Consider the following 7326-nt stretch of genomic DNA (forward strand, 5'->3'; position numbering starts at 1 on the left):
CTATGCCTTCATGAAAAGATTAGTAAAACATTTTGGAGAACCAACGGTTCTCACTACAGACAAAGCGCCGGCATTACTTTGCGCATTTAACAAATTAAGAAAACAAGGATTTTATCAAACTACAATCCATTGTACAATCAAACATTTAAACAATCTTATTGAACAGGATCATAGGCATGTAAAGAGACGTTTTGCCAAATCCGCAGGATTTCAAAATCTTCGTCATGCTTCACGTACGATAAAAATTATTAAAACCATTCATGCCCTATATAAGCAAAGGCGAAGTCTTCAAAGAGACTCCGCCTTTTCAACGTACAATGGACTTCAAGAATTACTAGCTACTTCCTAAACATTGTTCCTCATTTACCAACCTGTTTATGCTTTTTTCAAACTTTGCAACAGAACCGATATTGTTTACATAGATGCCTTAGATCGTATGGGGCGTAATTATGATGAAGTAATTGTGGAGTGGAAATACATAACAAGAGAATTACAAGCTGATATTGTTGTTTTAGAAAATGAAACTTTATTCGATAGCCGTAAGTTTCGTGAAATGGGTGACATGGGTCGGTTGATGGAAGATCAATTTTTATCTTTGCTTTCTTATGTTGCAGATCAAGAACGAAAAAAAATTCATCAAAGACAAGTGGAAGGGATTGCGATAGCTAAATCTCAAGGAAAACATTTAGGCCGTCCTCAGGTGACCCTTACGACCTTAAGCAAACAATAAATATAATAGAAGAAACTCATTCAAAATGGAAGAGTGGAGAAATCACTGCTGTTATATTTATGGAAATGTTAGAATTAAAGAAAAACACCTTTTATAAAATTATGAAGGAATATGAAAAAGTAAATTAGGGCTTTTCCTATAAAGCGTACCACCAACACTTTAACGAAACTATAGTAAACCATCCAAATTTAGAATCTGTACGTATTTTGATTGGTGACGGAATGACTGTTTCTAAAGTGAAGAAATAATCATATTTGAATGATTGTACATCCGATTTTTTTACTATCTTACAAAAGTGTAATGTTAATGTTATGTTTTTACATTTCTTCTTTGTGGAGAAAGATTTAAGATAACAATATAAGAAAAACACATGAGGTGAAGGAATTGAAAAAATATATCGCACTTTTTAGTATTTTAATCGTATTTGCAAGCCTATTAGTAGGTTCGGGTTGGAACGGTTGGGGTTTACATCATTTTGGGAAATTATATCAGGATAAATATTATGTTCAAATTACAACGGATGGAATTGAAAAAGCTGATAACGGAGAAACATCAAAACGCTTTGATTATAAGTTAACTGGATTTGATAAAGACGGTAAAGAAAAAGAATTAGAATTCAATACTCGAAAAAACCTTCGTAAAGAAGCATTCCTACGCGTCTACTACTCTGATAAAAAAGGTGAAGAAGATGTATCAGGTTGGGAAGAAGTGAAGAAGGACGAGCTTCCTGCGAAAGTGAAAGAAAAACTAGCTGCGAAATAATAAAAATAAAAAGGATTTGGCCTTAAAGGTCAAATCCTTTTCTGTGTTCAAAATCTTCTTCTGAAATGACTGTGAATCCATGTCTTTTAAATAGAGCTGTTGTTACGCCGTAACCAGTTTGTTTATTTCCATTAATTACATAAGTCTTATCGTTTTTACACCAGAACCGACACCCCTACATTTATCTGCCTCTTTTGTAAGGCATCGAATAATCCGTACTTATACCATCGCGATTTCTGATAACTTACATGTAGAGGTATCGCCTAATATAACAAAAATGTAATGTTAATGAAATGTAATTCAAACGATACTAGGAATGAAATTATATAAAATGAATGGGAGTTAAAGAATTTTTATAATGAAAAAGGAGAAGTATAAATGAGAAATATATTAAGTGTAGAAAAAATTGAGAAATATTATGGTAATAAAGATAATGTAACAAAGGCTATAGATAATATTAGTTTTAAGGTGGATGAGGGGGAATTTGTTGGTATAATGGGGCCTTCAGGAAGTGGCAAAACTACATTGCTTAACTGTATATCAACTATTGATAATGTTACTACGGGAAAAATAATAATAAATAATAGTGACATTACTCGGTTAAAATCAAAGTCACTAGATAAATTTAGACAAAATGAATTAGGGTTTATATTTCAGGACTTTAATTTATTAGATACCCTTACTGCTTATGAAAATATTGCCTTAGCGTTAACAATAAAAGGTGAGGAAAGTTCAAAAATTGATGGGAAAATAAAGTCAGTAGCAAAATATTTAGGCATTGAAGAAGTATTAAGTAAATACCCGTATCAAATGTCAGGCGGACAAAAGCAAAGGGTTGCTTCGGCAAGAGCTATCGTAACAGATCCATCTTTAGTACTTGCAGATGAACCAACAGGAGCATTAGATTCTAAATCAGCTAGGTTATTACTTGAAAGATTTGAAAGTCTAAATAAGGATTTGAAAGCTACAATACTTATGGTTACTCATGATGCATTTACAGCAAGCTATGCTCGTAGAATTCTTTTTATTAAAGATGGAAAAATATTTAGCGAGTTGATAAGAGGGAATGATTCTAGAAAAGAATTCTTTAATAAAATTATCGAAGTAATAACCCTTCTTGGAGGTGACGATAATAATGTATTCTAAGATTGCTGTTGGTAATGTAAAGAAAAGCTTTAAAGATTATGCTATATATTTCTTAACACTAACACTGGCTGTTTGTATATTTTATAGCTTTAACTCAATAGAATCGCAAAAGGCACTTACGGAGATTGAAGGTTCTGATAGAGGGTATGCGTCTACTTTAATGGACTTTATCTCAGGTGTGTCAGTATTTGTATCCGTAATATTGGGTAGTTTAATATTGTATGCAAATAATTTCTTAATCAAAAAACGTAAAAAAGAATTAGGAATATACATGACTTTAGGTATGGGAAGAAGAAACATATCTAGAATATTAGTAACAGAGACATTTCTAGTTGGCGTTATATCTTTAATGAGTGGACTTATATTAGGTATTGGAGTATCACAGGGGTTATCTACATTTACATTAAAGTTATTTAATTTGCCCATTGGTGAATATAAGTTTGCAGTCTCAACAGGTGCTATAGGTAAAACTTTACTATACTTTGGAATCATGTTTGTACTTGTTATGTTATTTAATGTATATGTTGTTTCTAAATACAAAATAATTGATTTGTTGACAGCAGGTAGAAAAAACGAAGAGATAAAATTTAAAAATCCTATCATATATGTAATAACATTTATTTTATGTGTAGTATCACTTGGGTTTGCATATAGTTCTGTATTAAAGATAGGGTTAGATTTTAGAAATCCTCTGCTCATAGTATCAATACTTCTGGGAGTGTTAGGTACATTGTTGTTTTTCTTTAGTTTATCTGGATTTATATTATATGTTGTAAAGAAAAATAAAAAAGTTTATTTTAAAGGGTTAAATATATTTATAATAAAGCAAATAAATAGTAAGGTTAATACAAATTTTATATCAATGACTTTAATCTGTTTAATGTTATTTATTACAATGGTGGTTTTATCTACAGGAATAAGCTTAAAAAGAAATGCGGAAGCAACAATGAAAGAAGCAACACCATTTGATGCTAGTGTTATTTTGGAAAATGAGGATGGAAGTTACACTGTAGAAGACGCGTTAAATACATTGAATTTTAAAATAAGTAATAACGAAAAATCTGCATCTTATAATGTATATCATACAGGGATGAAAGTTGGTGACTTTTTAACAAAAGAAGCTAAAAAATTTAGTGATCGTGATGTTGATTTCATTAAAATCTCTGATTACAATAAAATTTTAAAACTTAAAGGTGAAAAAGAAATCAATTTAAATAACAATGAAGTTTTACTTTTATCAAATCAAAATCAGTTAGTTAATCCGATAAATGAAAGATTAAAAAATAGCAAGAAAATAAATATTAAAGAAAAAGAATATGTAGTGAAAAATCCGAAAGTTATGCAAGAAAATCTTCAAACTTTAGATGGATTAAATAATTTATTCACAATCGTCATAAAAGATGAGTTTTTATCAGGCTACAAAATTAGTACATCCGTACTTAATGTAAATTATTTAGATGGAAATAGAGAAGAATATAATAAAAAATATGATGATGATAGAATTGCAGCGGACTTTGATAAGAAAGGTAAAGATTTAAATGTTAAATATATATCTAGCGTATCAAAGGATGGAGCTTATGCAATAAGTAAAGGAATAACAACTATCATACTATTTATTGGGATATATGTAGGTATTGTATTTTTAATAACGAGTATGGCTGTATTAGCTCTTCAACAATTATCAGAAGCCAGCGATAGCATAGAAAGATATAAATCTTTGAAGAGAATTGGATCAAACAGAAAAATGATAGACAAAACAATTTTCATTCAAACTTTAGTGTACTTTAGTTTTCCAATTACTCTTGCGTTCGTTCATTCAGTAATCGGGATTAAGATAGCTAATGATTTTGTAAACGAACTTCAACCAACAGATATTAGTTTTTCAGCGTTCATGACTGCGCTAATATTTATTGTAGTTTATGCAGGATATTTCTACACAACATATATCGGGTATAAAAATATAGTAAAAGGTAATACTTGATTTTATAATAATTATTAAGGCTATTAAATCTTGTTACTTAAGGTTTAATAGCCTTATATTCTATATAGCGAGGGAAAAGCCATGAAAAAGATCATTCTTATTGAAGATGATGAAATTATAAGAGAAGAGTTACAATTTTTTTTTGAAAAGTATGGATATGAAGTAAAGGCTCCCATAGATTTTGATCATATTATCGAATATGTAGAAAATGAGAATGCAAACCTTATATTACTAGACATAAATCTTCCTGTGTTTGATGGTTATTATATATGCAGAGAAATACGTAAAACTTCAGATGTTCCAATTATAATGGTTACGAGCAGAGATAGTGATGTAGATGAACTAATAAGTATGAATTTAGGAGCAGATGATTTTATAACAAAGCCTTATAATACAGAAATATTATTAGCAAGAGTAACAAATGTTTTAAGAAGAGCACATGGAGGCGTAAAGACGAATAACATCTTACATTATAAAGACATTCATTTGAACCTTTCGAATGCAACGGTTACTTATCAAGACAAGTCCGTAGAGTTAACTAAAAATGAAGTTAAGATACTCTCATGCTTAATAAATAATCGCGGTAATATTGTAAAAAGAGATTCACTCATGGAATCCTTATGGAAATCTGATTATTTTGTGGATGATAGCACTTTAACTGTTAATATAAATAGATTAAGAAAAAAGCTTGAAGAGATAGGTGTAGAAAATCCAATAGAAACAAGAAGAAGGTTAGGGTATATAATGCCATGAATACAGGTGAATTTATTAAAGATAAAATGGTAGTAATACTATCTAATGTACTGGTATTTATTATACTAGCAGGTATATTGCTGACTGTGAATGTTCAGTTCATTATAATATTCTTTGTCTTTTGTATTTGGTTTTTTCCATTGATTTCATATATGGCTATAGAATTTATAAAATGCAAAAATTATTATAATGAGATCAATGGCATATTAGAAAACTTGGAGAAAAAATACCTACTTCCAGAGGTAGTAAAGGAAGCAAACTTTATACATGGGGAAAAGCTTACCTCTATACTAAAAGAAATAAGTAGAGATATGCATGAAAATGTAAAATATTATAGAGATATGCAAGCGGATTATAGAGAATATATAGAAACATGGGTGCATGAAATTAAGACGCCGATAGCTTCTACAAAGCTAATAATTGAAAACAATCAAAATGAAGTAACTAATAAAATAGACTCCCAAATGGATCGAATCGAAGGGTTTGTAGAACAGGTGCTGTATTATTCTCGAAGCAATAATGTCAGTAAGGACTATATTATAAAACCAATTGACCTTGATGATCTAGTAAGAACTGTAATTAAAAGAAATTATAGAGATTTTATTCATAAGAGAATAAAATTAGATATAAAAGATATTAACAAAAGCGTATATAGTGATAGAAAATGGGTTGAATTTATTATTAATCAAATAATAGGAAATTCTATAAAGTACTCAAATAACAAAGAACAAATGATACGTATATACTCAATTAAGAAAGCTAACTCAGTAATACTAACTATAGAGGATAATGGAGTAGGGATAATAACTAAAGATATAAATAGAGTTTTTGAAAAAGGATTTACTGGAGAGAATGGAAGGAGATTTAGCAAAAGTACAGGAATGGGCTTGTATCTATGCGAAAAACTGTGCTCAAAATTAGGAATGAAAATTGGCATTGAATCTGAAGTGAATAAAGGAACTAGAGTTACATTAATATTTCCGTTGTCAGGTATGGTAACTTTTGAGCCTTATTTATAAAAGAGAGGCTGCCATCTTTCCACGTATTTCGTATGAAACTTATAAACAAATTTAAAAAAGTATGAAAAGAATAGAAATTCTCTTCATACCGTTTGTATTACTTAGCTATTTAACATATTGGTATATTTAATTGTGAATCGGATGGATGTTAATCTGGATTAGTCATTACTATTTTTGATGTCCACTAATACTTAACGTAAGATTTGGTTCGGTTGCTACACAGACCTCGTAAGCGAGAAATTGTACGCTATATAAAACAGTAAAATAAATATCCGGTCCCTTAGCGTACAAGGAATCGGATATTTTGTGTCCAAATTGTGTCTAAACGTACAATTTTCTTTTTTTGATATGGTGACCCCATGCCGATCAAGCTAAGGTTGGGTCTTCCATGGACTTCCGTTCTTGTTGCCTACATGCTTGATAATTTGTTTATTTGTTTTTAAAAGTACGCATACCAAATAAACCTTGATACGGTGTGTTTTTAAAGATTATGCAGTTTTCTGCTTTAGATTGGATACAGTGCACTGATAAACAACGCCTAAAATATCAAAGACTGTCTTTTTCTCATATCGATGGGATTTCCGTCCGTTTTTCTGCAAGAGGTCAAACAGGCGAAGGAAAATTTTTGATACTTCTTGGGTGTCTTGTTGTATAGATTCATATACTAAGTACAGATGATCTTGAATCATATAAATTGCTTTATATTCACTTAATTCTTTTTGTTTTTTCTGTAGTAACAGCTGTCGCATTTTGAACATAGTGGAAGAACAAAGAAAAATAGCGATTAACTGTCCATAAAGATGACATTCTAGACGCTCTCGCTTAATATTGTGACAACGATTGATACCAAAAAGAGATTTCCATGTTTTAAATACAATCTCTATTTGCCAACGTAGAGAGTAGATATCATGAATATGTTCCATCGGAACAACTTC

Annotated in this window: 7 protein-coding genes and 2 pseudogenes; 8 read left to right on the top strand and 1 reads right to left on the bottom strand. The window is 30.3% G+C overall.

Annotation, left to right across the window (positions count from 1 at the left end; all coding sequences use genetic code 11):
- The 8 genes and pseudogenes from C564_RS0130640 to C564_RS0130670 form a co-directional block, all read left to right on the top strand.
- Positions 1-349: DDE-type integrase/transposase/recombinase (locus C564_RS0130640; RefSeq protein WP_018768109.1), on the top strand; the 349-nt coding region annotated here is incomplete at its 5' end.
- A gap of 54 nt (positions 350-403) precedes the next feature.
- Positions 404-858: pseudogene (locus C564_RS34020) on the top strand (recombinase family protein); the annotation flags it as partial.
- Between the two features lie 27 nt (positions 859-885).
- Positions 886-978 (top strand): annotated as a pseudogene (locus C564_RS35930) (O-methyltransferase); the annotation flags it as partial.
- Between the two features lie 136 nt (positions 979-1114).
- The gene (locus C564_RS0130650; protein ID WP_018768111.1) at positions 1115-1492 is read left to right on the top strand and encodes a YxeA family protein; all 378 of its coding nucleotides are present in this window, start codon (positions 1115-1117) and stop codon (positions 1490-1492) included.
- A gap of 378 nt (positions 1493-1870) precedes the next feature.
- Positions 1871-2638, top strand: coding sequence for an ABC transporter ATP-binding protein (locus tag C564_RS0130655; RefSeq protein WP_018768112.1), 768 nt, complete (start codon positions 1871-1873; stop codon positions 2636-2638).
- Entirely contained in the window at positions 2628-4619 is a 1992-nt protein-coding gene (locus tag C564_RS0130660; RefSeq protein WP_018768113.1) for an FtsX-like permease family protein, read from the top strand. Before C564_RS0130655 ends, C564_RS0130660 begins: the two co-directional genes overlap by 11 nt.
- 81 nt (positions 4620-4700) lie before the next feature.
- Complete coding sequence (locus C564_RS0130665; RefSeq protein ID WP_018768114.1) at positions 4701-5372, top strand: response regulator transcription factor; 672 nt, start codon at positions 4701-4703, stop codon at positions 5370-5372.
- Positions 5369-6391, top strand: a complete 1023-nt coding sequence (locus tag C564_RS0130670; protein ID WP_018768115.1) for a sensor histidine kinase — start codon at positions 5369-5371, stop codon at positions 6389-6391. The genes C564_RS0130665 and C564_RS0130670 overlap by 4 nt, the downstream gene beginning before the upstream one ends.
- 488 nt (positions 6392-6879) lie before the next feature.
- Here C564_RS0130670 and C564_RS0130675 read toward each other — a convergent pair.
- On the bottom strand, positions 6880-7326 hold a 447-nt coding region (locus C564_RS0130675; RefSeq protein WP_018768116.1), incomplete at its 5' end, for an IS4 family transposase.

It is taken from the genome of Bacillus sp. 105MF (assembly GCF_000374885.1).
In the GTDB taxonomy this organism is placed as follows: domain Bacteria; phylum Bacillota; class Bacilli; order Bacillales; family Bacillaceae_G; genus Bacillus_A; species Bacillus_A pseudomycoides.

Excerpts from the sequence above, each read along its gene's own strand:
- C564_RS0130655 (WP_018768112.1), top strand. The coding sequence starts at position 1,871 with ATGAGAAATATATTAAGTGTAGAAAAAATTGAGAAATATTATGGTAAT.
- C564_RS0130660 (WP_018768113.1), top strand. The coding sequence starts at position 2,628 with ATGTATTCTAAGATTGCTGTTGGTAATGTAAAGAAAAGCTTTAAAGAT.
- C564_RS0130665 (WP_018768114.1), top strand. The coding sequence starts at position 4,701 with ATGAAAAAGATCATTCTTATTGAAGATGATGAAATTATAAGAGAAGAG.
- C564_RS0130670 (WP_018768115.1), top strand. The coding sequence starts at position 5,369 with ATGAATACAGGTGAATTTATTAAAGATAAAATGGTAGTAATACTATCT.